27 protein-coding genes are annotated in these 26805 nt (G+C 33.2%); 4 read left to right on the forward strand and 23 right to left on the reverse strand.

Annotated features, from left to right (window positions below; genetic code table 11):
* Positions 1 to 36 precede the first annotated feature (36 nt).
* From AB1282_RS18305 to AB1282_RS18345, 9 genes are all read right to left on the reverse strand, one after another.
* Positions 37 to 306 carry a hypothetical protein gene (locus tag AB1282_RS18305; protein ID WP_429899724.1) on the reverse strand — a complete coding sequence of 90 codons (270 nt, stop codon included), beginning with the start codon at positions 304 to 306 and terminating at the stop codon, positions 37 to 39.
* Entirely contained in the window at positions 261 to 494 is a 234-nt protein-coding gene (locus AB1282_RS18310; protein ID WP_429899725.1) for a DUF2231 domain-containing protein, read from the reverse strand. Before AB1282_RS18310 ends, AB1282_RS18305 begins: the two co-directional genes overlap by 46 nt.
* Before the next feature lie 344 nt (positions 495 to 838).
* The gene (locus AB1282_RS18315; RefSeq protein WP_429899726.1) at positions 839 to 1627 is read right to left on the reverse strand and encodes a sulfite exporter TauE/SafE family protein; all 789 of its coding nucleotides are present in this window, start codon (positions 1625 to 1627) and stop codon (positions 839 to 841) included.
* Positions 1628 to 1691: 64 nt separating this feature from the next.
* A complete protein-coding gene (locus tag AB1282_RS18320; protein ID WP_429899727.1) occupies positions 1692 to 1919 on the reverse strand; it encodes a sulfurtransferase TusA family protein in 228 nt (75 codons plus the stop codon).
* A 26-nt stretch (positions 1920 to 1945) separates the two neighbouring features.
* Positions 1946 to 3073, reverse strand: coding sequence for an MBL fold metallo-hydrolase (locus AB1282_RS18325; RefSeq protein WP_390312132.1), 1128 nt, complete (start codon positions 3071 to 3073; stop codon positions 1946 to 1948).
* A gap of 67 nt (positions 3074 to 3140) precedes the next feature.
* On the reverse strand, positions 3141 to 3713 hold the full coding sequence (locus AB1282_RS18330) for a sulfurtransferase TusA family protein (protein ID WP_429899728.1): 573 nt from the start codon (positions 3711 to 3713) through the stop codon (positions 3141 to 3143).
* Positions 3714 to 3754: 41 nt separating this feature from the next.
* Entirely contained in the window at positions 3755 to 4114 is a 360-nt protein-coding gene (locus tag AB1282_RS18335; protein WP_056465679.1) for a rhodanese-like domain-containing protein, read from the reverse strand.
* A 14-nt stretch (positions 4115 to 4128) separates the two neighbouring features.
* A complete protein-coding gene (locus tag AB1282_RS18340; RefSeq protein WP_056465681.1) occupies positions 4129 to 4608 on the reverse strand; it encodes a DsrE/DsrF/DrsH-like family protein in 480 nt (159 codons plus the stop codon).
* Between the two features lie 119 nt (positions 4609 to 4727).
* On the reverse strand, positions 4728 to 4988 hold the full coding sequence (locus AB1282_RS18345; protein WP_390312136.1) for a metal-sensitive transcriptional regulator: 261 nt from the start codon (positions 4986 to 4988) through the stop codon (positions 4728 to 4730).
* A 682-nt stretch (positions 4989 to 5670) separates the two neighbouring features.
* Here AB1282_RS18345 and AB1282_RS18350 point away from each other — a divergent pair.
* On the forward strand, positions 5671 to 6126 hold the full coding sequence (locus tag AB1282_RS18350; protein WP_429899729.1) for a CBS domain-containing protein: 456 nt from the start codon (positions 5671 to 5673) through the stop codon (positions 6124 to 6126).
* Between the two features lie 227 nt (positions 6127 to 6353).
* Here the strand turns inward: AB1282_RS18350 and AB1282_RS18355 are convergent, their stop codons facing one another.
* From AB1282_RS18355 to AB1282_RS18395, 9 genes are all read right to left on the reverse strand, one after another.
* A complete protein-coding gene (locus AB1282_RS18355; RefSeq protein WP_429899730.1) occupies positions 6354 to 7571 on the reverse strand; it encodes an MFS transporter in 1218 nt (405 codons plus the stop codon).
* A gap of 100 nt (positions 7572 to 7671) precedes the next feature.
* Positions 7672 to 8922, reverse strand: coding sequence for a Zn-dependent hydrolase (locus AB1282_RS18360; protein WP_429899731.1), 1251 nt, complete (start codon positions 8920 to 8922; stop codon positions 7672 to 7674).
* Positions 8923 to 9170: 248 nt separating this feature from the next.
* Complete coding sequence (locus AB1282_RS18365) at positions 9171 to 9620, reverse strand: nucleoside deaminase (RefSeq protein WP_056465692.1); 450 nt, start codon at positions 9618 to 9620, stop codon at positions 9171 to 9173.
* Between the two features lie 77 nt (positions 9621 to 9697).
* Complete coding sequence (locus tag AB1282_RS18370; RefSeq protein WP_429899732.1) at positions 9698 to 11146, reverse strand: cytosine permease; 1449 nt, start codon at positions 11144 to 11146, stop codon at positions 9698 to 9700.
* 11 nt (positions 11147 to 11157) lie between these two features.
* Positions 11158 to 12108 (reverse strand): carbamate kinase, encoded by a 951-nt coding sequence (gene arcC, locus AB1282_RS18375; protein ID WP_390312142.1) that lies wholly within the window; start codon positions 12106 to 12108, stop codon positions 11158 to 11160.
* Positions 12108 to 13298, reverse strand: a complete 1191-nt coding sequence (locus tag AB1282_RS18380) for an ankyrin repeat domain-containing protein (RefSeq protein WP_429899733.1) — start codon at positions 13296 to 13298, stop codon at positions 12108 to 12110. Before AB1282_RS18380 ends, arcC begins: the two co-directional genes overlap by 1 nt.
* Positions 13299 to 13521: 223 nt before the next feature.
* Positions 13522 to 14949, reverse strand: a complete 1428-nt coding sequence (locus AB1282_RS18385; protein WP_429899734.1) for a DUF1116 domain-containing protein — start codon at positions 14947 to 14949, stop codon at positions 13522 to 13524.
* Between the two features lie 2 nt (positions 14950 to 14951).
* Positions 14952 to 16496 (reverse strand): acyl-CoA synthetase FdrA, encoded by a 1545-nt coding sequence (fdrA, locus tag AB1282_RS18390; RefSeq protein WP_429899735.1) that lies wholly within the window; start codon positions 16494 to 16496, stop codon positions 14952 to 14954.
* Positions 16493 to 17374 (reverse strand): DUF2877 domain-containing protein, encoded by an 882-nt coding sequence (locus AB1282_RS18395; protein ID WP_429899736.1) that lies wholly within the window; start codon positions 17372 to 17374, stop codon positions 16493 to 16495. The genes fdrA and AB1282_RS18395 overlap by 4 nt, the downstream gene beginning before the upstream one ends.
* A gap of 360 nt (positions 17375 to 17734) precedes the next feature.
* Here AB1282_RS18395 and AB1282_RS18400 point away from each other — a divergent pair, with 360 nt between their 5' ends.
* Together AB1282_RS18400 and AB1282_RS18405 are read left to right on the forward strand one after the other, a co-directional pair.
* A complete protein-coding gene (locus AB1282_RS18400; RefSeq protein WP_429899737.1) occupies positions 17735 to 19453 on the forward strand; it encodes a PucR family transcriptional regulator in 1719 nt (572 codons plus the stop codon).
* Between the two features lie 33 nt (positions 19454 to 19486).
* Positions 19487 to 20368, forward strand: coding sequence for an alpha/beta hydrolase (locus AB1282_RS18405; RefSeq protein WP_429899738.1), 882 nt, complete (start codon positions 19487 to 19489; stop codon positions 20366 to 20368).
* Positions 20369 to 20456: 88 nt separating this feature from the next.
* Here AB1282_RS18405 and AB1282_RS18410 read toward each other — a convergent pair whose 3' ends face one another.
* From AB1282_RS18410 to AB1282_RS18430, 5 genes are all read right to left on the reverse strand, one after another.
* Entirely contained in the window at positions 20457 to 20945 is a 489-nt protein-coding gene (locus AB1282_RS18410) for a L,D-transpeptidase (RefSeq protein ID WP_429899739.1), read from the reverse strand.
* A gap of 10 nt (positions 20946 to 20955) precedes the next feature.
* Positions 20956 to 21813 (reverse strand): Ig-like domain-containing protein, encoded by an 858-nt coding sequence (locus AB1282_RS18415; protein ID WP_429899740.1) that lies wholly within the window; start codon positions 21811 to 21813, stop codon positions 20956 to 20958.
* Between the two features lie 659 nt (positions 21814 to 22472).
* A complete protein-coding gene (fumC, locus tag AB1282_RS18420) occupies positions 22473 to 23849 on the reverse strand; it encodes a class II fumarate hydratase (protein WP_429899742.1) in 1377 nt (458 codons plus the stop codon).
* Between the two features lie 266 nt (positions 23850 to 24115).
* Entirely contained in the window at positions 24116 to 24727 is a 612-nt protein-coding gene (gene wrbA, locus AB1282_RS18425) for an NAD(P)H:quinone oxidoreductase (RefSeq protein ID WP_429899744.1), read from the reverse strand.
* Positions 24728 to 24879: 152 nt separating this feature from the next.
* On the reverse strand, positions 24880 to 25278 hold the full coding sequence (locus AB1282_RS18430; RefSeq protein ID WP_429899746.1) for a DoxX family protein: 399 nt from the start codon (positions 25276 to 25278) through the stop codon (positions 24880 to 24882).
* A 688-nt stretch (positions 25279 to 25966) separates the two neighbouring features.
* On the opposite strand from AB1282_RS18430, the gene AB1282_RS18435 reads away from it, so the two are divergent.
* Entirely contained in the window at positions 25967 to 26752 is a 786-nt protein-coding gene (locus AB1282_RS18435; protein ID WP_429899748.1) for a hypothetical protein, read from the forward strand.
* The last annotated feature ends 53 nt before the right edge of the window (positions 26753 to 26805 follow it).

A 26805-nucleotide genomic window follows, 5' to 3' on the forward strand; every position in this document is an offset into this window, starting at 1 on the left:
TTCATTTTGTACCACGTTAAAAATTAAGAGGTAATATTATTTAGGAGGATTTACTAATTTATTATGAACTTTAACATTGATACCATCAGTATAAACCATTTTCCCACCATAATATCCTACTGTTAATACTAGAATAAGTGAAGCCAGTGAAAAGATTAAATATAAAAACTTAAGCTTATTAAATAGTTCTTTTTTCTTGAAATAAGTAGAATAAATCCGAAATGCTGCGACAATTGTCACAAACCAACTTGTAAGTATTGCTAATTGATCGTGTATATGCAAGAAAGTAGTATTCCCTTTAGCCATCTCTTCTGGCCCAGTGGAAACAGAAAGCTAAGTGCTGCAAAAATCCAAAGCCACATACCATGATCTGCTTGAAAGTTAACTTTCTTGAAAAATGCACTCCAAAAATCTTTTAAAACTGCTAAAGTAATAAATGCAATTGGGAAATGAACAAGAATAGGATGAAGATGAGAAGTTACTTCGTTAATCATGTGAAATCCTCCCATTTAAAAAAGTTGTGTATTCCCTTTACGATTACTTTTAGTGAGTTTGATAAAGTGTAAACAATAATTATGAAAATAATATGAAAAATAAATTAAATTTCCCGAAAAAATATTCCAGTGATTATTGCAATTTTTAGGAGGAGAGAATCACTTATTCCAAAAAATTATTTATTTTTGACCTTGCTCATTAATAGATGGCTGTTCATTTAATCATATAGAACTCCATTCAATATTTATTTAGGAGGTTTCTTCAAAAAATTGTCTAATGCATTTATGGAATAAAATGATAAAGATCTTCTAAAATTTAGAAGATCTTCCTTTTGTATTTTCATTTAAATCCATGTTGCTAAAATAGTAATCCAAATCTTTAAAGCTGTTATCCCAATTAATATAGCAAGAATTAGTTGCAACATTTTTACATTCAGTTTTTTTCCAATTTTTGCTCCAAGAGGAGAAGCAACAATACTTGCAATCACAACTATAATCGTTGGGATTATATCTACCTGACCTGTTGTGACCTTACCAATCGTTACTCCTATTGATGAAATTAACGTAATCGCAAGTGATGATGCGATTGTTACACGAGTTGGAATTTTTAATATGGTCAACATAATTGGAACTAATAAGAATGCTCCTCCAGCACCAACAACACCAGCACTTCCTCCAACAATGAATGCTAGTGAAGCTGCAATCCATTTATTAAAAGTAAGATCTTTTTCAATATTTATGTTAATTTCCTTTTTTGGTACAAACATCAATACAACAGCAATCAATGCTAGAAAACCATAAACTAAATTAATCCCTTCTTCAGAAAGTAGGTTTGATCCAAATCCTCCTATAAAACTTCCGACTAATACACTAATTCCCATATATAAAATAATTGTTTTATTTAGATATCCACTTTTACGATAACTTAAAACGCCACCAATCGTAGCAAAAAAAACTTGAATAGCAACAATTCCTGATACTTGATGCGCTGTAAAGGGTGAAAAACCTAATATTGACGGAACATATAATAGCATAGGGAAGTTTATTATGGCTCCTCCAATTCCAACCATCCCCGAAATGAAAGATCCGATAAAGCCAATGAGTAATAATAAAAGAACAAAAGTCCACTCCATTTTTTAACCTCCCTTAATAAAGAATAAAGGCGCCTTTATCTCTGCGCCTTTTTCATTATTTTAATTAAAACTTTTTAATCCAAAATTTAAAAATATCATTATCTTCTTCATATTTAAGCAACTCATGACCTCCAGATTTTGCCCATGCTGAAAGATCATTTTTCGCTCCTTTATCCGTAGCATGAATTTCTATTACCTCACCAGATTCAATTACATTAATCGCCTTTTTTGTTTTTACGATTGGCATAGGACATGCTAAGCCTTTTGCATCTAATACTTTTGTAATTTTCATTTTCTATATCCTCCTAAAAAATATTATTATCGAACTGCGCAACGATTTGGTCCAATTTCCATTTCACGTTGTTTCTCAACATCTGGAGTAATTTTCCCCATATTCGTTTCACGAATTTCTTGATATGCATTTGGTTGTGGTGGTAAGTTTTCAGTTACAATTTTTCTAAATTCATTTTCATCTGCAATGTTTAAACCGTGATTTTTTGCAAACAAATTACCTAATTTTTCTGAAATACTTCCATCGTCATTTAGCTCATCAATAATCATAAAGTGAGCAGGAAGTACAATTAATTCCTCTGATAATTCTCTATAACGTGTATATAAGCTTTCTCTTAAATCACCAACCCAATCTTCAGCCATACCAGCTAAATCAGGGCGTCCAATTGAATCAATGAATAAAATATCTCCAGATAATAAGAACTTTTCATCTACTACAAATGAAGTTGACCCAATAGTATGACCTGGTGAGTAGATTGCATGGATGTTAATTGATGTATTACCTATCATCACATTGTTACCACCTTCTAATGGTGAGTATTCGAATGTAACTTCTGTTGCATCTTTTGGCGGTAACCAATATGTTGCATTCGTTTTTTCTGCAATAACACGTCCACCTGAGATGTGATCCGCATGTAGATGAGTATCAAATACATGTGTAATTTTTACACCTTTGTTTTCAGCAAAATTTAGATAAACATCAGCCATTCTTGTTGAGTCAATAATAGCTGCCTCTCCATTTGAGACAACCATATAAGAAAGACATCCTTTACCGATTCGAACAAACTGATATATTTCACCACCATCATTTAAGTTCCCAATTTTTACAGGCTCTAAATACTCACTCCACTCTTTCATGCCACCTTTTAAATATGAAACAGTTAAACCTGCATCTGATAGCATATCTGCAACCATAATTGATGAACCTTCTTTTGCGCATACAACTAAAACATTTTTATTAGAAGGAATTTTATTCAAAATTTCTTCAACACCATCTAGTAAATCAAAATATGGTACATTTAAATGGTCAAAATTCTCTCCTTCAATTTTCCAGTCATGAAAATCTGTTTCATTTCGCACATCAAGAATAAATAGTTCTTCCTTATTAAAAACTTTTTTCGTTACTTCTTTTGCTGTCATTGTATTTACAGTCACTTCATTACCCCCTACGGTATATTTTAATTTAAAAAAATATAACAAATCTTCATTGTCTAAATAATAATTAGTTTGTGATTGAATTTGTCTCACCAGTCCACTGACTCATACCTGGTAATACATTCGATACATTTGAAAAACCATTTTCTGTTAACTTTTGTGCTGCTAGATCACTCCTACTTCCAGTTCGACAAATAACATAAATTTCAGTTTCTTTCTTTAATTCATGTAATCTTTCCTCTAATTCACCTAATGGAATTGAAATAGCATTATGAATATGATTAAAAGCATATTCCGCTGTTTCTCTTACATCTAAAATGATCATGTTTTCATTACTTTTTAATCTCTTATCTAATTCTTCATTCGTTACAACAATTGGATGCTTTTTTTCAATTGTTTCAGTACTTGATAACTTTCTTAAATAATGTTTTAGAACTTCTCCTTCTTCAATTGTACCTAGATATTGATGTCCTGCACTTTCCGCCCATGCTTTTAAATCAGCCTTTGATCCTTTATCCGTTGCCTGAATTTCTAACACTAAACCTTCCTCAAGCTCTTTCATCGCTTTCTTTGTCTTAACGATTGGCATAGGACATGCCAATCCCTTTGCATCTAATAACATATTCACTCTAATATTCATCGTTTAATCTCCTCAATTTAATAAAATTATAATGAAATCTTTTATTTCCAAAGACTCATGCCGCCTTTTACATTTGTAACTTGATTAAATCCTTGTTTCTTAAGCTTTTTACTTGCCTTACTACTTCTCATACCACTTTGACAGATCAATACAACTTCTTTTTCTTTTGAAAGTTGATTTAGTTTTTCATCTAATACATGCAGGGGTATGTTTTTAAATCCACGAATACTTTTCGCACGATACTCAGCAGGTGTTCGTACATCGATAAATTGTTTATTTTTATCATTTAATTCTTTTCTTAACTCAGTTGTAGAAATTTGTCTAACTCCTTTTACCGATAGAAAACTTCTAACGATCAATACAATTAGAAGACTTGGGATGATATATTTTAAATATTCCATCTAACTCCCCCTTTTTAAATAAATAAATTGACATTTCCTTCTTCTGCATCAGCCAAATAAGCTGCTACACCTGCATACTCAATATGATCTAATAGTTCTTTTTGTTGTAGCCCTAACAAATCCATTGTCATCGTACAAGCTACAAGCTTTACATCTTGTTCTTGTGCCATTTCAATTAGCTGAGGAAGAGATAGGGCATTATGTTTTTTCATTACATTTTTTATTAGCTTTGGACCGATTCCAGAAAAATGCATTTTAGAAAGTCCCATTTTATCTGCACCTTTTGGCATCATTTTACTGAACAATTTTTCCATAAATCCTTTTTCTACTGCAATATTTTCATCCTTTCGCAAAGCATTTAATCCCCAAAAGGTATGGAAAATCGTTACCTCATGGTCATAAGCAGCTGCTCCATTTGCAATAATATAAGCTGCCATTGCTTTATCGTAATCTCCACTGAATAATACAATTGTTGTTCTTTTCTTTGCTGACATTTGATTACCTCCAAAAATATTTATATACCCATAGGGGTATTAAATTAAACAAAAAAATATACCATATACCCCTATAGGTATAATATAAGCTAAAAAAATTTAAAGTCAATAATTATTTTTTATCTACTTTTTACTAGCATGTTGACTGCATCTTTAATAACTTCTTTCGTCTTAACCCCATTTTTTTCTGCGACTAACATACATTCAACCAAGTTAGAACTTACTAATACTCCAACCGTACGATCGACTGCTGAGCGAACAGCTGATAATTGAGTTACGACTTCATTACAGTCTTTATTTTCTTCTATCATCCTCAATATTCCTCGTATTTGTCCTTCAATTCGCTTAATTCTATTTTTCATCTTATCGTCATATCTCATATATTTCCTCCTTCCTAACATTTTATATTACTTACAATCACATGTAGTCAATGAATACCCTATAATTTTAAATCCTTTTTTTCTAAGAAATCGAATACTTATATTTTTTTCAAGTTTATTTGAAGCGACAATATGAATTTCATTAATTGAAATATCTACATATGATCTTTTTAAATATCCGATAGGAATATTCAATGCATTAATAATAGGCATTTTATTAGATTCATTATAATCTCTTACATCTATAATTTGAGTTGATTTTTTACTTATAATAGAAGATAAATTTGTACATTTAATATGCCAAATTGGAAAATACCTAATATACAGTTTTCTTATGATTAGACCAATTATTAATGTAAAAATAACAATCAATTTGATACCTCATTTTCAAAAAAAATATATTACAAAAATGATTATATACCCCGTAGGGTATTAAATTAATTATTTATTATTAAACATAAAAAAAATCTTTTTTAAAGTAAGCATCGCACAATAAAAACGAAACTTCATGACGCTCCTTTTTAATTCTAATTGTGATTTTTTTTACTTATCCTTTTTTATCATTAAGTCCAGAAGAGAAACAATTCAATATTCTCAAACGCTTTTAAGAATCACTAAAACATATTCTGCAAAAATTAGGCAAACTTATAAAATGAAGCAAAAACTTATTAGGAGAATGTTTATGAAAGCATATGAAATAATGATTGAAGATGTTTTTAAAGTAAACGGAAATGACACGGTTAGATCAATCATTGAAATATTTATTAACAACCGGATTAGCGGCCTTCCTGTAGTCAATGATCGGAACGAAATTATAGGGTATGTAAGTGATGGTGATATACTTAGATATATTGGAAAGCATGAGGATCGTATTATTAATGTTTTCGCCTACATGGCATATGTTCAAGGAGATAATGAGGAATTTGAGGATAGAATACAAACATTGTTAAATATGAACGTTCTTGAAATCGCTAAAAGAAAGGTTATCAAAGTTTCATGGGACGAAGAAATAGAAAATATTGCGGCTATTTTGGGAGAAAAACGAATAAAAAAATTGCCCGTAGAACGTAATGGACTTTTAATCGGGATTATTAGCCGTGGAGATGTTATTAGGCATTCATTCAAATCACTTATGTAACATTCATTTCAGAAAAAGAAACAACGAAAAATCTATTTACATAGTTTTTGCATTAAAAGGAAGGTTAGTATTACAAATGTAGGAGTTGATGCTGACTGACATGCATCAGCGGCCTCTCAGTAAGCTCAATCCCTACTTTCTTCATAGAAAATTGTGTTCTTATCTACCCAAATTTCCAAATAAAATAAAAGGGGAAATCCTCCCCTTTTTTTCACCTATTTTTTCAATTATAATGCCTGATCCTTTACTCCTCTAATATCTTGAGTGATTTTTCTACTCTTCTTCCCTACCCACCTATAAGAAACAAAACTACTAATTAGTAATACGAATGCTCCAAACAGATAAGGAAGATTGATATGTATATCGAATAAAAAACCGGCAAGAATTGGCCCGAAAATTTGACCGAGACTCATATAGGCATTGTTTAATCCTGCTACAAATCCTTGTTCATTTCCAGCTTCTCTAGAGAGCAATGTGTTAATCGTTGGACGTAAAATGTTATTAAATGTGAAATACAACATTGTTATGACCATTACATAAAAGAAATTTCCCGAAAATAGCAAGCATACAAGTGAAATGCCCGATAACATGAGCATGCTGCTAATAATCGGCTTTTCTCCAAATCTTTTTGAAAGACGGTTCGTCAATACTAATTGGTTGAATGTACCAATCAATGAACAAACCATAAACAAGATAGATATTTCTCTAGTCGAAAATCCATAGCTTTGAGTTACGAACAATGGATAGATTGCTTCAAAGTGAGTTAGTCCGAAACTAAGTGCGAATATCAATAACAATAAGATAAAATAACGAGATTTAACGGATTGTGCAAGTTGACGAAAAATATTTTCTTTCTTCGGTTTTGATTTTAAATGCACAAGACGTTCCTCTGCAGTTTTGGATTCGGATAATAATCGTAAGCAGCTAATTACCGCTAAAGAACCAATCGTTGCAGACGCGAAGAAAGGAGTCCTCGTACCAAACTCAGCTAGTAATCCTCCTAAACCCGGACCAACAATAAAACCAGACGACATGGAAGCACCCAAAAATGACATTGCTCTTGGCCTCTGCTCTTCTGTCGTGATATCAACGACATAAGCCATGATGGATGGAATCAATGCAGCAGCGCCCATCCCTCCTATTAATCTTGAAACAAGAAAAATTGAAAAATGATCTGCAGTAGCGGCCAATATATTTGAAATAACGAATAGACATAGTCCAACGACAATCATCGGCTTACGTCCGTATTTGTCCGAGAAATCGCCAGCAATTGGCGAGAACAAAAACTGTGTTAAGCCAAAGGCAGATACTAAGTATCCTGCTGCTTTTCCGCCTGCTCCAAAATCTATTAGAAGCTCAGGTAGGATTGGAATGACAAGACCAATCCCAAGCATTGCAAGAAACATATAAGTTAGCAAAAACGGTAACGCAGATTTTGTTGACATGGTTTTTTCCCTCTTTTACTTGTATTACTAAAAAAAACAAATGTAATTGTCTTTGTCTTTGTGAAGAACTCCGAATTCAGCTACATTTGGTTTGACCTAATTAATTTGAAACCGAAATATCGGCTTTTGCATAATGTAAAACCGCTTCTTCTAAAACATCGATACCAATTAAAATATCATCAATATCAGTAAATTCGTCAGGATGATGGCTTAGACCATCCTCAGATGGAACAAAAATGAGACCAACTGGGGCAAGTCTAGTCATATTCATTGCATCATGTCCTGCACCGCTTTGCATCACTTGAAAAGGAAGATCCTTTTTAACACAAATGGATTGTAGACCATCAATCAGTTCAGGCGAAAGCAAGACAGGCTCTTCAGAACTAATAATGTTCTTTTCTATTTCTAACATTCTATTTTTTTCAACATTTTCGATTGTTTTTAATAAATGATCCAAAACGAACTTTCTTGATTGTACTGAGGAAGATCGAATGTCGATTTTCATTAGTACTTCTCCTGGAACTACATTCATTGCACCAGAATGGATATCCAAAACACCAACTGTAGCAACAGTACCATGTTCTTGTTCATGAATTGCAACTTTCTCAAGCTCTAATGCAATTTCAGAAGCACCAAGAAGAGCATCTTTTCTCATATTCATTGGAGTCGTACCAGAATGAGACGCTTTTCCGTTTATGTTTACTAGTAATCTAATAGGTGCTGCAATTCCAGTAACAACCCCAATTTTTTTATGATTATTGATTAATATTGGACCTTGCTCAACATGAAGTTCAAAAAACGCCTTAAATTCTTCATTTACTCTGCTTGCTTCATCAATACTATTAAAGTCAAGGGCACAGTGAGCAAATGCTTTTTCCATTGTAATACCATTACGATCTTCTAAATGACGGTACTTCTCTTTTTCAATAAGCCCCGCCATCGCTTTACTCCCTACAGTTGATACCCCAAAACGAGATGATTCTTCACAAGCAAATGAGATAATTTCAATTGGATGATCAGTCACAATATTTTTTTCATTTAATCGACTAATAACTTCGAGTGCCGCAATGACGCCTACTACTCCGTCATATTTCCCACCTTCGTAAACTGAATCTAGATGAGACCCTATAGCAACCGGAGCTAGACCCTCTACTTTACCTTCTCTTCTTGCTATAACATTTCCACATTGATCCATTCGGATATCTAATTTTTCTGCTTTACACATACGAATAAATGCGTGTGTACAAGTTTGTTCCATATTCGAATAAGCCAGTCTTGTAATTCCTTTTTCCCCAGTGTTATATTGACTAATTTTATTAAAAAGTGTTAAATATCTTTCTTTACGATCCATGAGATATCTCCTGTCCTGTTATTTATCTTTTTTCCTTCACTTAACGGGAAGTAACCCTCCACAAATAGAAATTTCATTTTATTAAAGGGATATTGGTTGCAAGATGTCCCTCATGAAAAGTTTAATTTTGAAATGTTAAAATCCGACTCCAATATCGAAAGAGCCGGACCGTGGTTTTTTTTGTAAATGAACCAGTAGTAAAGCTCTCATAATGCCAGCTTTACTTAAACAGGTAGTGTATAAAAAGATTATTTATTTATTTTGTGAAAATGTTCAAATAAATTATCACATTCTTCTCTCTTCTCAACTTTAATCATGTCAAGAACGCTTTTATCTTCACCAGTTAAATATTTGCGAAGATGTAAATCAGAGAAGCCGTGAACATCAGCATCTTCTGAAGTGTTGCAATAGTATACTTTCTTAATGCCAGACCAAATAATTGCAGCTACACACATTGGGCATGGCTCACATGTTGCATAAATTTCACAATCAGATAAGTCCATCGTATCTAACTTCTTGCAAGCTTCTCTGATTGCAACCATTTCTGCGTGTGCAGATGGGTCAGTATCTCTCATCATTGTGTTACTAACAACTGCGATAATTTCATCGCCTCTAACAATTGTTGCGCCAAAAGGTCCTCCAACTTTATTATTCATTCCTTCGATTGTTGCTTCTGCTGCCATTTTCATGTAATCCATTAGTAAATTCCTCCTATTATAAATGGATATAGATGTGTCATTTGTTGCCTATCAACCTATGAATCTATACTACTCAACTATTTCAATTTGTTCTTTTTTCCAACTATCGAATATAAAATAAACGAGACAATTAATCCACTAAAGAAAGCGAATTCGTTCATTTTCACTAAAAAAGGAACATTCTTAAGAAAAGCACCTGACATTGGAAGGATAAAACTAATGGCCAAAACAATCATCGCACTAGTATTGTAACCATTCTTATATTCCCCATTACTGCCATTTGGTATATAAATATGATCTAGATTCATCTTTCTTTTTCGGTGAATATAGAAGTTTGAAAGCATAATACCTGTTATAGGTCCGAAGATCGAACCAATAAAGCTATAAAAGTAAAATAATGTCGTTGGGCTAGATACGAGCTTCCAAGGTAAAATTAGTGTTCCAATAATAGCTGTTAAAATTCCCGCTGATTTTACTGTAAACACTTTTGGGAAAAGCGCTGTCATTTGTAAACCAGATGGTAAAAGGTTAGCAAACACAACAAACGCTATAGCACCAACGTTTAATGCTAATATTAAAACAAGCACAGAGAAAGTATTTTCAATTTTATCAATCGCATGAACAATATTGAAAATTGGTTCACCAAAAGCAATTTCAGTTCCTGCAATTAATGAAACACAAGTGATGGCAAAAAGAATATAGGATAATATAAATCCTAATGGTAGTCCAATAATGAAATCCTTTGGACTTTTCGCTCGATGGGTAAAATCTGAAATATTTACGATCGGACCCGCCCAGTTAGATACTAAGGCACTCACACAGGCAATAAATACTAATGGGCTACTTGTTGGGTGCTTTTGAACATAATCAAAAATTGGTCCAAATCCCCCAGCCATATTAATCGCCCAAACAGCTGCACCAATGATAAAGATGTAAACAATAGGTGAAGACCAGCTACCAAATTTGTTAAGAACATTCATCCCACCTAAGAAAAGCAGAACCGTAACTGTCCATAATATTACGTATGAAATCATCGTTGGAACCGTTAATCCAAGTAGATTAAAGTCTCCACCTATCGTCATATAGTTTGGGGAAAATCTTGCAAAAATGACATTCAATGATTCCGCTCCGACAACGGTTGTCGTACCAAAAAATACGATCCCCGCGATCAGACCACGACATAATGCTGGGATTATAGCTCCTTTTTCCCCAAACGTTTCTCGAAGTAACATTGTAAATGGCATGCCATACTTGGATGCAGCATAACCATTAAGACAATATAATGTTGCAACAATAATCGCTGATAATAAAACAGCTGATATAACTTGCTTGGTATTCAAGCCGAGAACAAAAAATCCTGCTACTGTCATATATGACATAATATTATGAACTGCACCCATCCAAACGGTTATATAGTTGGACATTCCCCAATCTCTTTGATTTGGCAATTTAGGTAACAGTTCTTCAGAATATCCATAAGATTTATAGATTTCATGATCACTGGTTGCTAATTTAGCTTCTTCCATCATTAACACCCCTAATTCACAATATGTGTACCTGCTTGCTCATTCATTGCTTCTTTCAAGCTTTCAGGATTCGTAATAATTACTCTTTTTCCATTATTTTGTAAGAAACTTAAACTAGCCTCAATTTTTGGTAACATACTTCCTGGGGGAAAATGATTTTCAAGGACATATTGTTTTGTCTCTTCTACTGTAATTTTTTCAAGTGCTTTTTGATTTGGTTTACCAAAATTGATACATACCCTTGGAACTCCAGTTGTGACAATTAACGTCTCCGCATGAATTTGTTCTGCTAAAAGGCTTGTAGCAAAATCTTTATCAATTACTGCGTCAATACCTTCGTATGTTTTATCATCTTTTTTCACGACCGGTATTCCACCGCCACCTACTGCAATTACCACGTAACCATCTTCAATTAATGAATAAATTACCTCTTTTTCAACGATATCAGTTGGTCTCGGTGATGGAACTACTCTTCTATATCCGCGTCCAGAATCTTCAACAAAAACCCAGTTTGGATGATCCTTTTTCATTTCTTCAGATTGTTCTAGTGTAAAGAATGAGCCAACAGGTTTCGTAGGATTTTTGAAATTAGGATCATCTGCACTTACTTCAACTTGTGTTATAACAGTAGCTACTTTCTTATTGATCCCTCTTTTTGCGAATTCGTTCGTTAACGCCTGTTGTATTTGGTATCCAATACCACCTTGTGTATCTGCTACGTTGTTAACAAGAGGAACCGTCGGCATACCTGCTACCTCACTAGCAATCTCAGATCTTTGTAAAGCAAATCCAACTTGTGGACCATTACCATGAGTTACGACAATTTCATAGCCTTCTTCTACCATATCTGCGATGTTGACAACCGTTTCTTGAACGGCTTCATATTGGTCTTGGGTTGTGTTGCGGCCATTTTCTCTAACTAGAGCATTGCCTCCGATCGCAACGATCACTAATTTCCCCATTATTTACCCCCTAAATGTTTAAATTCTTTAATACTTAGCAAATTGAGAGATTGCTCTTTATGAAGATGATATAAAGAATTAGTTGGATCATTTTCAATAGCATTTTCAATTGCTTCTACAGCTTCTTCATGTCTCTCTAGCGATCTAAGACTATTCGCTTTATGAAACGAAAAATCATATCGATTTGGTTGAAGTGTAAGAAGTTTATTCATTGCTTGTACAGCTTCTTCATGTCTTCCAAGTTCTCTTAAATAATTTGATTTATGGTAAAGATAGAAAGTTTCGCTAGGATCGAGTTGGACAGCTTTATCATATTCGCCTAAAGCTTCATCCGGTTTATTCATTAATCTTAAGCAATTTGCAGTGTAAAAATAAAAATCAAGATTTTTTGGATCAAGAGCTAGGACATTGTTGTATTGTTCAAGTGCTTCTTCGTATCGTTTTAATTCTTGTAAGAAATACCCTTTGTAGTAGAGTAAATCAAAGTTTTTACTGTCTAATTCAAGCGCACTATTTATTTCTAAAATGGCTTCCTCATATCGATTTGCCTTTGCCAGTACTTTTGCTTTCTTAATCGACTCATTCGTTTCGACGTATTCTTTATTAAGAATTTTTACAACCTTTTGCTGATTCAGGTCAATAGCATGTTGTAAAGATGATTTTCCGTCTCGATCTGCTAAGTTACAATCTGCACCAGCATCAACAAGTAATTCGATTACGTCAGAATATAAACGGCCTCCATTACCTAAAATAACTGCCTCAAGTAATGCCGACCAGCCTAATTTATTGGCATGATTAACAGGAACTCCTGCATCTAAACAAATTTGTACAGTCTTTAAGTAGCCTTTTTCACTGGATGGTAATAAAGCAGTTCCACCAAATCGATTTACGCTATTTAAATCTGCCCCATACTTTAACATCATGCTTACTATTTCATGGAATCCATTTGCTCCAGAACAAATAAAAGGTGTTAATTGGGTGATATCTCTCGTATTAACGTCACTACCAGCTTCCAATAACCGTTTTACAATTTCGATCTGATTTTTTTGGGTAGCCGCCATTAATGCTGTACGACCATCAGAATCCTTATACTCAACACTTACTCCTTTTGATAAAAGCAGTTCGACTGCCTCTAAATCTCCTCGTTGACTTGCGAGAATTAATTCTGAATTTAAGGATTGATTTTCCATAACATTTCTCTCCCTCTGTTGTTTTTTATATGAAATGGCTGGCAACATTTAAAATCCAAGGATTGAATTTTAGGGCCAGACACTTATCTTTTTGGTCAGACCCTAAGAATTAACTAAGACAATCTGCATGGACTACTCCCCTACAAAGACAACAGTTGGAGAGTTGTTTTAAATTCGAATGATTCAAAGTACGTTTTCGTAAAATCACTCGAATTACAGGTTATTATTGGATGTTTTCACTTAAAGTTAATAAAGCCTTTTCAAACGCTTCAACTGGTGGATACGTGATCCCTGCACCAATCATGCCAATACCTGCTTCTTTATGAGCAATAGCCGTGTTAATGACTGGCATGATACCTGTTTGAATTACTTTTCTTACATCAATACCTGTTGAGATCCCCATGAAATCTAATAAAGGAATCGTTACATTTGGATTTTCATCCGTTGTGATTTCTTTCATTTTTGTAGAAAAGCCAATTGCTTCATCAACTGTTCCACCTACTAGTGCGACAATCGCAGGAGCGGTTGCCATTGCAAATCCACCAATGCCGTATGTTTCTGTAATCGCACTATCTCCAATATCTAAACCTGAATCTTCTGGTTTGTATCCTGCAAACATTGGTCCTACAACCTTTTGTGCTGGTCCAGTAAACCAAGTGTTTCCAGACATACCACTTACACGAATACCGAATTCTACCCCATTACGTGCCATCGTTGTGACAATCGTACTATTTTCAATACCATGAGCAGCATCAAGAGCACATTTACAAAGCGCCATCCAAGTTGGACCTGAGAAATAATCACTGCTAGCAACGAAATCAAATACTTCACGCTTTTGTTCTGTTTTAAAATCTGTTTCCAAAATATATGGCGTCAAAGCTTGAATTAACAAAGCTGTACCTGCATTGTTTCGATTATGACACTCATCTCCCATATGAAGAGCTTGTGCAAGCATTAATCGTAAATCAATTCCATTTTTATTTAATTTCATCGCATCTCTTAAAATAGGTCCAAATACATCGCGCATCCAGATTAAACGATCAACAACACTTTGATCATTTGCACCCATTCTTAAGATTTTTGCCATCTGTTCACTTAAGTTTGTATAAGCGATATTTCCGTATGTTTTATTCTCAACAATGTGCATGAACATGGAAGCGGATGTTACACCGGCCATAGAACCTACACAATTGTGTTCATGGCATGGTGAGAAAGTAATTGCACCTGAAGCTGCAACTTCGTAAGCTTCCTCTAAATCTTTTGCTAATCCTTCATACACAATTGCTCCTGTAACCGCCCCTTTCATCGGGCCGCTCATCTTATCCCAAGTAATTGGTGGACCAGCATGAAGAATCGTATGCTTTGTCATTCCTGGAACACAATTAATTGCTTGGTCGAAGCCAATTAATACTGGTTGTGAATTAATAATACGTTCTACTGCTAATTTATTTGCTGCTTCAATTTTTTCCATTACGCTTGGATCTTCTAATTTATCTAAAGCTGCAATTAGTTGAGGGTTTCCTCCACCTGGTGGTGTCCATTCTAAATGAGTTGCACTAGCATTTTGCTTTAAAATATCATCTTTAAAAAATTCAATTCCAACGTTTATAGCAGAAATTTTACTATTAAAAAGTTCGTTAATTTTATTCATGACTATTCTCCTTTCACTACGAATTCTCTTGCTAACAACCCAGCGTTAGTACTGCTACTAGCGTGTGTAACCCCTGCAACTAATAACTTGTTCACTTGTTCATCGAAGTTTTGAGGGTCTAAATCTGTTCCAAGTACGTATCCAATAATCTCTAAGTGTCTACCTTCTTTTTCAGCTAAGTCCTTCGCTTCGATTATTGCAGGAAGCATTACGCCAACTGGATCCTCGTGAGAACCATAGCCTAAAACAAAGTCCATTACGATAACACCAACTGATGGATCCTTCGCTTCTTGTAAAAATCTAGCGATACGAGTGGACGGATCAATCATTGGATGAGGTTTTCCTTGTGTAAAATCATCATCACCTAAGTCAATAAAAGTATGTTCCTGACTAACATTAATGTCTTTTAAAAGGTAATCAGGATTTTTTTGGATATTGCTATATACATTGTCAAATTTATCAATCGCTGCATACATCGCTTCGTCACATAATGTACCGCCACAAAATAATCCACGAATATATTTTTGTTCTGGCGTTAATTTTGCACGAACCTCTTCAATTAGAGGAATATTTAAAGCACGTTTGTTCAAACTGCTTTCATCAGCTCCAGCTAAAAGTACTGCCTTAAGCGCTGCTTCTTTAGACATTTTCGCAAAATGTCCTCCAGCTTGAACTACTTTTTCTTCATCTCCACCAATGAACCAAACGACAACTGGCTTTTTGCATTGCTTAATTTGGGCTAACACTTTCTCTTCTACACTTGGTGCTGGTGGCTTAGAAACTAGTACGATTACTTTAGTAGACTCATCTTCGTCTAACGCTTTAATCGCATCTAACATCATAATTCCGCCAACTTCTTCGCTTAAATCACGACCACCAGTTCCAATTAACTGGGTAATTCCACCACCGAAATCATGGATTCGAACACTAACCTCTTGACTACCAGTTCCAGATGCACCGACGATTCCGATATTTCCTTTTCTTACAGCATTAGAGAATGCTAATCCCACATTACTAATAATCGCTGTTCCACAATCAGGACCCATCATTAATAAACCTTTTTCATGAGCAAGCTTTTTCAATTCGATTTCTTCTTCAACGCTTACATTATCGCTAAATAGCATGACATGTAGATCATTTTCAAGTGCTTTTCTTGCTTCTCTAGCAGCAAATGCACCATTAACAGAAATCACTGCTAGATTTGCTTCGGGAATACTTGTTGCAGCAGAAGTAATCGTTGAATAAATGATCTCGCTTTTCGATTTTGATGTATTTTTTTTCGTTAATAATTCTTCAATTTCCACGAAAGCGTTTTCACACAATTCGTCAGTTTCAGCTTTTACAACAATGATCAAATCACTGTTTTTTGCTTCTTCAACTTCAGGAGTATTCAGACCTACATTTTTAATTACTCCTTTATTCATTTCAGTACCCATCGCAATGATCGCTTGGTCAATACCTTCTATTTGGTTCGCTTTCGTTGATAAAGACATTAAAGATACTGAATCAAAAAATGTATTTGGCTTTACCACAACTTGTACAGTCATACTCTACCTCCAACTTTCATTTTTGCTTCTAACCCACAGATAAGTCCTAAGGCTATATCTGTTCCGGATGAAGACCCGATATTTAATACTTTAGTTAATGCGAGAATCAAATCTCTTTCTGTTCCGTTTAGTAAGGAATGAATTAAAAGAATAATAGACTCTCTCACTTTACCGATTGATGCTTTTTTAATAGCCATATAACTTATTTCATTTGTTAAGCTTTTCGCTTTTTTAACCACTTCTTCACAAAATGCTTTATGTGAAAAGCAAGGGCTCGTATTAAAAATGGTTAATAATCCAACTAGAAAATCATCACCAGATGGAGTTAAGCCAGGACCGAGGCCAATTAGTGAAACGGCATGCTGTAAGGTACTAGTCGTCTGGTTGTTTACTAAATCATTCATTAGCAAACCTGTTCTTTCTTGAAGCAGTTTCGACATTTGCTTTTCAAAAGAAGTCTGAAAAATAGATGCTTCTTTTATTCCGCCGCTTTTACCATGGTGGTCGATGAAATTCTTCATGAATTCGAAATTACCTTTCAAACCTTCGATATTATCTGGTAATAACGGAAGGATGCTCTCCCATTGTTCAACATTCACAATGTGGATCGATAATTTATTAGCGATGTGTAGAATTTGATTTTCTACATAAACAGTGTCGTTTATTTCTAAATCCAGCTTGTCAAAACATTCGACATCAATAACTAGTGTATTTGGCCCGTTATCAATTTCGTTGCATGCGACGGTGTACAATTCACCATCTTCTATGCATTGAAAATTGAATGTCCGTTTAAATAAACTGTGAACAAAACCACTCATATTTGAATTTTTAATTTTTTGGATAAAATCGACATCGCCAGATTTTGCTGTAAATATCATTGAAGTCACCCCATCATTCTGGAAGAAATCTTATTTTCAAACCTGTACACCACTCTTCATTTCTTGTAAAATCCATAAGCGGCTTGCATATGATAAAATTCGCTAAATTGTTACAAAATAAGCTAGAAAAAAACATCTTTTAGTCAATTTGTAGTAATTTGATTATTAAACTTCTTTGCTTTTTAGTAAAAAAAACAAAGATTTTCTACAAAATAATTGACGATTAGCTAACCTTACGTGATTATTTTAGTATGCAAACCTCATATCGTCATCGTTTAGAAAAACCAAAAAACAAGGATGTCATTTAGGCATATTGCACAAATATATGTGAGTAAATTTTGTCGAAGGAGTTGAAAAAAGATGTTGACAATAAAAAATCTATTAGAGATAAAAGCACTTGCTGGAATTAAAATTGTTGGAGGAGAAATGGGCATTAATAACGTTATTTCTCTCGTTAATATTATGGAAAACCCTGATGCGTTTGACTGGTTGTCGTCGAATGAATTACTTCTATCAACTGGTTATATATTTAAAGATCAGGAAGAACTTCAAAATAAAATTATTAAAGAGTTATCAGAAATAAACTGTTCTGGGCTCATTATTAAAATGAAACGATACTTTGATCAAATTCCCCAAAATATGATTGATCAAGCAAATAAGTATGGTTTACCTCTTTTAGAGCTACCATTCGAATATACATTATCAAATGTAATATCGATTATTAATGAAAAAGCATCAGGTAGATATGATTTGTTGAATCGAAAAACGTTAGACATGCATAATACACTCTTTAGTATTGCGTTAGAAGGTGGAGGAATTAACAGAATTGCTTCTACATTGTCTGAAACTGTAAACAATCCAATTCTGATTGTAGACGAAAATTGGGATTTGATTCACTCCTCAGAACACAAAGATAATCCGATCTATTTAGACTATTGTCTTAATCTCGTAAAAGATCGCCAAGTGTTCCATAAAGAGTTTATCGATTCAATTCCGCATAGTATTAGTCAAATGAAAAAGCTAATAAAGCGGATCTATTATCTAGAGGATTTAGAAATTAAATGTAGAATCCTGCCTATTGGGGTTGCTAATGATATTTTTGGATATATCGTTGTTTGGCAAACTGTACATGAATTAACAGAATTTGACTATATTGCTTTAGAGCAGGCATCTACGATTATAGCGCTTGAGATGATCAAGCAAAGAGAAATAGAAGGTGTGAAACAAAAAATTAGAAATGATTTCTTTGATGATTTATTAAATGGAAAAATAACATCAAAAGAATCGATTAAAACTCTTAGCGACTTACATGGACTAAATCCAAACTATATGTATTACTGTATGGTAATTAATATAGAATCTGATGAACTCACAAAAATTGAAGACATGGTTGACAGAAGATATAAACTAGAAAATACAGCAAGAAAATGTGTGGATCTTGTTTATGAGAATTCGAGTCTTACAAATGGAGAAATTACATGCTTTCATCGAAATAACCGAATCATTATTTTGATTGGACAAAGCGAATACAAACCTTCTATTTCCTTAAATGAAGCAAAATTATATGCTAATTCTATTCTGGAAGTCCTTCATAAAAACATTAACAAAACGACTTTTTTAATTGGAATAGGTCGCCAGTTTAAGACGATTAGTTCACTTCACAAAAGTTTTTCCGAAGCTCATGAAGCCATTAGACTAATGCAAAAATTTGATAAAAATGAAGGAATATCCCATTTTGAGGATTATGCTGTTTATCACTTTCTAGATTCAAATATAAAAGATTTGCAGTTAGAAAATTTTTTTATGAAATCACTGGGAAAGGTTCTAGAACATGATAATCTTCACGAAACTGGTTATATTCAAACTCTAGAAAACTATTTCAATCACAACCAAAATTTAAGTGAAACAGCAAAGGCAATGTTTTTGCATAGAAACACTCTTATTTACAGAATTGAAAAAATCAAGGAAATCTTAAATACAGATTTAAAGAATCCAGATGATTTGCTTCAAATACAGTTAGCTTTAAAAATTTATCAACTTTTACAAAAAAATCTTCCACATATTAACAATGACATATAATTTATTTTAAAACTTTTAGTTGGACGTGAACGTATGAAAAAAACAGTTATTTACAAAAAAAATGATCAATTTTCACTTAAGGCAGACTTTTATGAAACGAATCGTGAAAACGCTCCTGTGGTTATTTATATCCATGGAGGCGGCCTTATTTGGGGAACGAGAGAAGACATTGCAAATGAAATGATACAGCTATACACAAGCAACGGGTTTTCGGTGTTTTCGATTGATTATAGGCTTGCACCGGAATCTAAACTACCAGACATACTTGAAGATATTCAAGATGCACTGCTTTGGATTGTAACTGAAGGACCAAATCATTTTTCGATCGATCCAAAAAAAATCGCTGTAATAGGAGGTTCTGCTGGTGGTTTTCTTGCCCTTTGCACTGGAACATTTAAACTTAAGCCGCGTGCAATCGTTTCCTTCTATGGGTATGGAGATATTAGTGCTAGTTGGGCGACAAATCCAAGCTCTCATTATTTGCAATATGATTTAGTTCCGAATGACATTGCTGCAATGTTTCAATCTAATAGGGTCATCTCAGAAGGTTCGATTGAAAAGCGCTTTTTAATCTATTTACATGCAAGACAACAAGGAGTTTGGGTTCAAAAATTAACAGCGGTTGATCTAAATACATATAGAAATCAACTTCTTAATTTTTGTCCCATTAATCACATCACAAAAGATTACCCACCTACTTTATTTTTACACGGCACGAATGATAAAGATGTTCCGTACGAACAATCTGTATTCATGAGAGGTGCCCTTTTAAAAAATGGAGTGAAAACAAAGCTCATTACTATTCCAAACGGAGAACACGTATTTGAAAAAGATTTCCATCTCCCAATCGTTCAAGATGCATTAAAACAGATGATTGAATTTCTCAAACTGACTTTACTAGAAAAAGCTCAATAAGAGTCCTAAGTTTACTTTCGGGCATTAAAACGTAAAAAGGATGTCTCATTGTCAAAAAATTCGACTATGAGGCACCTCTTTTCTTTACTCATGCGATTGAAATTCCATAAGAACGGGCAATTTTCCCATTCGAAATTGGAGAATTTGCAATAATGACTGTTGTCCCTACGTTAACTTGTTCAAAAAGCCATTGGATTTCACTATTATGCATTCGAACACAGCCTGAACTTACTGATTGTCCAATTGAAGTTTCTTTATTGTTTCCGTGAATACCATATGCAGCACCAACGCTTAATCCTAGCCAGCGGTTACCAAGTGGATTCCTAGGATCGCCTCCAGGGATATTTCCCTTGTACCATGGGCGGTTTTTCACTTTGTTTGAGATTACAAATTTCCCAGTAGGTGTAGGTGTTGATGACTTACCTGTTGCAACAGTAAAGGTTTTTACAAGGTTACCATTACGATAGAAAGTTAGTTTATTCGTCTTTGAATTGATAATAATCAATTGGCCAGTTGATAACGATGGATTATTTTTAATCGTACTTACCTCTGGTGTAATATAATGTGATACGCGCAAAGTAAATGGTTTACTCTGATTTCTTACTTTGATCCAAAACGATTACCTTGAGAATTGAATTTGCTTTTTGTTTACTAATTTTAACAGTGAACTTTCCAGTTGAGCTAACTGTATTATTACCGATTAGATTTTCATTCATATATACTTTAACAGTTGCGAAAGGCTCAGATCTTCCAGTTACATTCTGTGATTGATCAGTTATAGTAGAAAGAGAAGTAATGGATGGTGCAATCGAATCTTTTACAATTACAGTAATTGGTTTACTTTTTATTCCTTCACTAACCCCAATGATGCTTATTTTAGTAAATTCTTTCAATGGTTTTATAGCATCATTAAATTCACCTTTATCATTTGTTATCACGGTGTTAATTAATCTAGAATCATCATATATTTCAACCTGACTATTCGAAAGAAATAACCCCTTTATAGTTGTTGATTGATTTGTTACTTGATCAATAGTTGGTGTCGGTAAATCTAAAATTGTGAAACTGATTTTTTTATCAGGCATTACTAGATTTTGATGGTCAAATCTAATTGAATCAAGTTTATATTCCCCTCTTATAAATGAACTTGTAATCTTAATTTTTCCAGAAAAAGAGTTCTTAGATGTTTTTATTAAAGAAATATCTTTTCGATTTGTACCATTTAAAAATGATAATGAAACTTTTTCACCTCTTTTTTTCGTTGTTAAACCAATCTCAATTGTCTGACCATATGTAGACTTTGTCGTGCTTAAGTTCACATGATCTATATAATTAGAGAACTCATTATTGTTAAAATTAAGCTTAAATGTAGTGGCATTCGCTTTCGGTATGAGGATGAGAATTAATAACATTCCCAGAAGCATCCATATAATTTTGTTAGGCATTAGCTCTCTCCTTATTTATATTAAATTACTTAACTAAAAGCATTTTAAGATTCCAAAATTCACTTTTGTTAAGTGTAGAAACGTAAAATTTCAGCAATTTATATTTTCATGTATCACACTGCTGAAAACTTATATATGTATCATAGTTTTTAAATGTATCAATTTTTGTCATCGGTTGTTTCAAAGTTGTAAACATTTCGCTTTTGGCTTAAAAGAAAATTAAAAATAAAAAAGCCCAGAAAAGATTCTTGGCTTTTTTATTGACGTATTCTTTTTTGGGGGCATATGTAAAAAAGAAACATTATTAAGTCTTTTCTTTTTTTACAAGTTACTTACTATAAATGGGATCGTGATTACTGTTATTAACATTAAAATCCAATTGTGTTTTTTAAGTTTATCTTCAAATTTTTGCATCTCATCTGCTGAAATTGTTTTAATGGGCTTCAATTAATCCGCCTTCTTTCTGTTTAATTAATATTTAAGGATAAAGTGATTATAATCTATTGATGTGAACTTAATGTGAATTTGTGATAATTTTTTTAATATTAATTTACTTCTTTTATCTGTTCCCACATAAAGAATGTGAGGAATGATAAAAAACCTGTTGCCTCTTTAGTGGGCATCAGGTTTTTTGATTCTATATAATGATCAATCTCTGACTAAATCATATTTTCTGGTTTTATCATTCGATCGAATTCTTCTTCCGATAAATAACCGGTTTTTAATGCAGCTTCTTTAAGTGTCAAATTTTCGTTATATGCTAACTTCGCTATTGTTGCTGCTTTTTCATAACCAATATGAGGATTTAATGCAGTTACGAGCATAAGTGATCGATTTAGATTTTGTTCAATCACTTCTATATTTGCTTCTATGCCTTTTGCACAATGATCGTCAAATGAACTGATTACGTCTGAAAGTAATTTAACTGACTGTAGAAAATTATAAATAATGACTGGTTTGAACACATTCAATTCAAAGTTTCCTTGACTAGCAGCAAAGCTTATTGTCACATCATTTCCCATAATTTGAGTTACAACCATTGTTAGCGCTTCAGATTGGGTTGGATTTACTTTTCCTGGCATAATTGAACTTCCAGGTTCGTTTGATGGAATAGTTATTTCACCTATACCACTTCTAGGACCGCTTGCCATCCAGCGGACATCATTCGCAATTTTCATTAAATCTGCCGCCAATGCTTTTAAAGCACCATGAGTATAAACGATTTCATCATGACTAGTTAATGCTTGGAATTTATTTTCAGCAGAAATAAAATGAATTCCAGTTAGCGAACTAATTTCCTCAGCCATCATCTTTCCAAAATCCGGATGAGCATTGATTCCTGTACCAACAGCAGTCCCACCAATAGCTAACTCTGCAATAAATTTCAAACTATCTACGATCATTTTTTCACTTTTTTCAAGCATACGATACCAACCACTTATTTCTTGACCTAGAGTTATTGGTGTTGCATCTTGCAAATGTGTTCGGCCTATTTTAATAATCTGTTTAAATTTATTCATCTTTTCATTAAATGTAATTTGTAAGTTTTTTAATGCAGGAAGCAACTGTTCATTTACTGCAAGTGCACTTGAAATATGCATTGCTGTAGGGAAGGTATCATTCGAACTTTGAGACAGATTAACATCATCATTTGGATGAATATTTTTATTGTTTCCTTTTTCTGCTAAAAGCTCGTTCCCACGGTGAGCGATCACTTCATTAACATTCATATTTGTTTGTGTACCACTTCCCGTTTGCCAAACAACAAGTGGAAAATGATTGTCAAGCTTACCTTTTAATATGTCATCTGCGGCACCAATGATTGCATCTGCTTTTTCACTATCCAATTTTCCTAGTTTTTTATTTGTAATTGCTGCACTCTTTTTAATTAGAGCTAAAGCATAAATTAATTGAATAGGCATTTTTTCAGTACCAATTTTAAAATTCTCAAAACTTCGCTGCGTTTGAGCTCCCCATAGTTTATTTACGGGTACTTTTATTTCACCAATTGAATCTTTTTCAATTCGATAATCCAATTTTTTACCTCCTAGTTTATAATCAGTAAATCATATGTAAAAAGATGGATTCCAAGTAATCATTTTGACAATGGTTACAGTAATGTTATGTAAGAATCGAATGATTTTTACTATTATTCGAAAGTATTAAGATGTATAGTGACTTCAATTTTAAAATTTAGCTTTTAAATTTTAGTGAATTTAAAACTATAATTAACTATATAAATTATGTATTTCAAAATATAAGTAAAAGCTAATCGAAAAAATCTCGATTAGCTTACTCATATTTATTGATTTGCTTTTTTTACCATTTCAGCTATTGTAACTGTACGTTTTGCCTGATGTTTTACAGCGGCTTCTACATTCTCAATCATTTTTCCATCTTGACCAACAGTAACACTAGTTCCATATGGATTTCCACCTGCTCCAAATGTTACTGGATCTGTATATCCAGGAGTAGCTACAATTGCACCCCAATGATACATAGTTGTATAAATCGATAGAATTGTTGCTTCTTGGCCTCCATGAGGATTTTGAGCAGAAGTCATTGCACTAACCACTTTATTTACAAGTTTTCCATTAAACCATAGACCACCAGTTGTGTCTAAAAACTGTTTCATTTGTGCTGGCATACCACCAAATCGTGTAGGTACACTAAAAATAATTGCATCTGCCCATTCTAAATCTGCTAATGTAACTTCCGGAACTTCCTTTGTAGCTTCTAAGTGTCCTTTCCAAACCGGATTACCTTCGATCACTGATTGTGGGGCAAGTTCTGGTACTTTAAGCACCTTTACTTCTGCTCCAAGTTCTTTCGCTCCATCTTCAGCCCATTTTGAAAGCTGATAATTAGTTCCACCCATACTATAATAAATCACAGCTAATTTCACATTTGTCATCTTTTCTGTCTCCTTACTAAATAATTTGGATAAAAACCCCATTTACTACACCACCTATTATTACTCTTTTGTATAATCTAGATTCATTTTTAAATAACACATATAAATTAATTTGAATTTTTTTGTAAAATCAATGTTGCTACTGAGTTAAATTAGAATAAAAATGCATCTAAAGCATATTTACCAGGACCGATTAAAGCTATACCAATCGCAACTGATAGCAATGTTAAGTTGTATTCATATCCGTTATCTGTTACCCATAAACCATTTGGCCCATGAACTTTAATAATTGCCATCACCATTGTTCCAGCAATCATGATTCCTGCAAGTGGCGTTAATAACCCTAAAGCCAACAATAATCCCCCAATTAATTCTGCTAAACCTGCGAAAAGTGCAACAACTACCCCCGGTTTCATGCCAATTGATTCAAACCATCCTCCTGTACCTTTTAAACCATGACCACCGAACCAACCAAATAATTTTTGAGCACCATGACCCACAAAAAGTAAACCGATTACTAAACGAATAATTAATAAACCAATATTTATCATATTAAAATCCTCCTATCTATATCTCTAATTCGAGATATTATATTAAAAAAAATGATAGCTTAAACACATTATTACTTACTTTTTTAAGTTGCACTATCTTTAGCTCATCAGAATAAATGAATCAAAAAATTTTTGAGTAGACTCATCCTATATTCAATAAAATCCCTTAAACTGTTAATGTCACATGTATTACACAATTGACTTTAAGAACAGTAATTACTTATAATAAACCTCTTTGTCTTTATTATTTATGTGCACCTCCTGAAATTTGTTTCGAATTAAAATATCTTGAATCTGAGATAATGATAATACGTATAAACTTGATTGTCAATATGATTAATCTAATTTGAACTATATAAAATTATTTATTTTATGAAATGAACTCAAGTTTACCTATTTTTAGTTTTCTTATTTCATTTCTTAATACAATGAACTGATACATATTAAGGAAATTACTTTGTACTCCCCTTTTCTATAAATAACTATTTTTGTACAAGTTTAGAGTGATCATTCTAGGTTCTTTCTAAAATTTTTTTGAATAAATCATTAATAGGTGTTGATTACTTGATGTTTTTAGTTTGATCGCTTAATGATACGTTTTTTGCCGGACGAATTACAATTAAAAGTAATGGGGGTAAATCGCGTTGAAAACAAGTGTATTTTACTACATGAAGGATAGTATAGTTCAATGACCTTTCAAATGTGGAGTCCATTCCATTTTTTATTTATGGCAAGTCCATTTCTATTTGTCACTTTGTTTTATTTTCTATTTAGGCTCTGTAACCATCAGACGTTACGTTTGATTGGGATGGGGTTCTCTTTTATTGGGATCGCTCTTTTAGTTGGTCGGAATATAGAAATTTATCACAAAATGAATCAGATCTCACCTGAAGAAATCCCATTACAAATTTGTCATTTCGCTAATTTTATTTTATTTTTTGCTTTTTTATTTGAAAGTGAATTGCTATTTTCAATTGCATTTTGTTTCAACTTTCCCGCTGCTTTAGTAAGCATTATATTTGCTAACGGTCTTTCAAACTATCATACTCTCCTTACATGGCAAGGAATGGCGTATCTTTGGGGGCATATGCTAATCGTAGGAATTGTTTTGTGGGCGTTCTTCAATAATATGGTTGTAATTAATTTGAAAATTTTGCGAAAAACAATGACGCTCATCATTGTATTGTACATTTTATCAATCTTTGTAAATAATTTGTTTATGAAATGGATGGAGCCTTTTACATCTAATTACTTTTATACAATCGCTCCTGAAAAAGGAACACCATTAGAATATTTTTACAATCTAGGTAAAGAAACAACAACTTTCGGACTTCACTATAACCTAGTGTATTTATTGCTCCTACTTCTAGTTGGGCTTTTTGTTGTTTTTTTCTTTTATTTAAACTATCTATTTTTGAATTTATTAAAAAACAGTAAAATGAAGAATCTTAATGAGCAGCATTATATGAAGTAGGCATAGAATTATGGTCAATTAAAAAAGCAAAAATTTAGTGTTGGAGTTTTACA

The sequence above is a fragment of the Gottfriedia sp. S16(2024) genome (assembly GCF_050473765.1).
Taxonomy (GTDB): domain Bacteria; phylum Bacillota; class Bacilli; order Bacillales; family Bacillaceae_G; genus Gottfriedia.